Annotated in this window: 2 protein-coding genes; both read left to right on the top strand. The window is 33.0% G+C overall.

Features of this window, described 5'->3' with window-relative positions; translation table 11 throughout:
- On the top strand, positions 1–96 hold a 96-nt coding region (locus tag ACFINU_RS10035; protein WP_375618343.1), incomplete at its 5' end, for a TrwH protein.
- Entirely contained in the window at positions 93–833 is a 741-nt protein-coding gene (locus tag ACFINU_RS10030; protein WP_375619008.1) for a type IV secretion system protein, read from the top strand. The genes ACFINU_RS10035 and ACFINU_RS10030, both read left to right, overlap by 4 nt.
- The last annotated feature ends 159 nt before the right edge of the window (positions 834–992 follow it).

Below are 992 nucleotides of genomic sequence, written 5' to 3'. Positions count from 1 at the left end.
TGTGCATTAGCACCAAAGCTAAAACAGCCCAATGATAGGAACCGTGTGCCTATTAATAAAACAATCCCTGCCGAAATCAAGCGAGGAGACAGATGAAAAAGCGATTTATTATAACAGGAATGATTACCCTTTTGGGGATGATAAATTTAACTCTAACGTCTAACTTTAGTTGGGGTTCTGGGACTCAAGGTTCAACTGTTAAAAGTCCTTTTTTAAAAGCAGAATATCTGGAAATTATTAAGTTGTTAGAACAACAAATTAAAACAAACGAAAACCAGATCGAAAACGCGAAAAAAATTCATCAGTCTATAACAGGAAATAGGATACAAAAACCAACAATAGGAGAAAACAAGAATTCTTTCATACAAGATTTGTCTTCTATCTACCCAAAAACACAGACAAACTACCAAAACATAACTACTGAGGAATTAAAAAAAAGATTTAATGAGATTATTCTCGAAGAGAAAAGGTACAGCTTCCAGCATTTGCCGTATGATAAGATACGCGAAACAATTAATACGCGTCTTAAATATAGTGGAATTGTCGAAAAAGCTGTAAGTTTTCAAACTTTCCAAGACGCAGAGAACCGCTTTAAACAAATGAACGATTTCTTAGATAAGATAAATAAAACAAAAGATCTCAAAGAAGTTTTCGAACTGCAAACACGCATCAAGACCATGTCAGCCATGATCCAAAATGAATATACAAAGCTACAAATGGTCAGAAATTTAAGCGATGACGAAGAGACTCTTATCGAAATACAAAAACGTAAATTGTACAGAAAAATTGTAGCCTCTAACTACAAAAATATGCCTATAATAAGATCTAACTAATAAAGCTTTTTACAGCATTTGCTTTTTTTCATAAAAAAAAACCAATGTAGAAGGTTTAGTACTCTCTGAACAATTAAGAGAAGCACAAAGATTTTATCAAAGCCAAGATATCGTGCTGAAAACACTTAGGTAATGTATAAATGCAAATAACGCGTTTGG

The organism is Bartonella sp. AC130YNZD (assembly GCF_042196865.1).
Lineage (GTDB): Bacteria > Pseudomonadota > Alphaproteobacteria > Rhizobiales > Rhizobiaceae > Bartonella.
The sequence above is the reverse complement of the archived record's forward strand: the minus strand, read 5'-3'. Positions and strand labels throughout refer to the sequence as shown.

Excerpts from the sequence above, each read along its gene's own strand:
- ACFINU_RS10030 (WP_375619008.1), top strand. The coding sequence starts at position 93 with ATGAAAAAGCGATTTATTATAACAGGAATGATTACCCTTTTGGGGATG.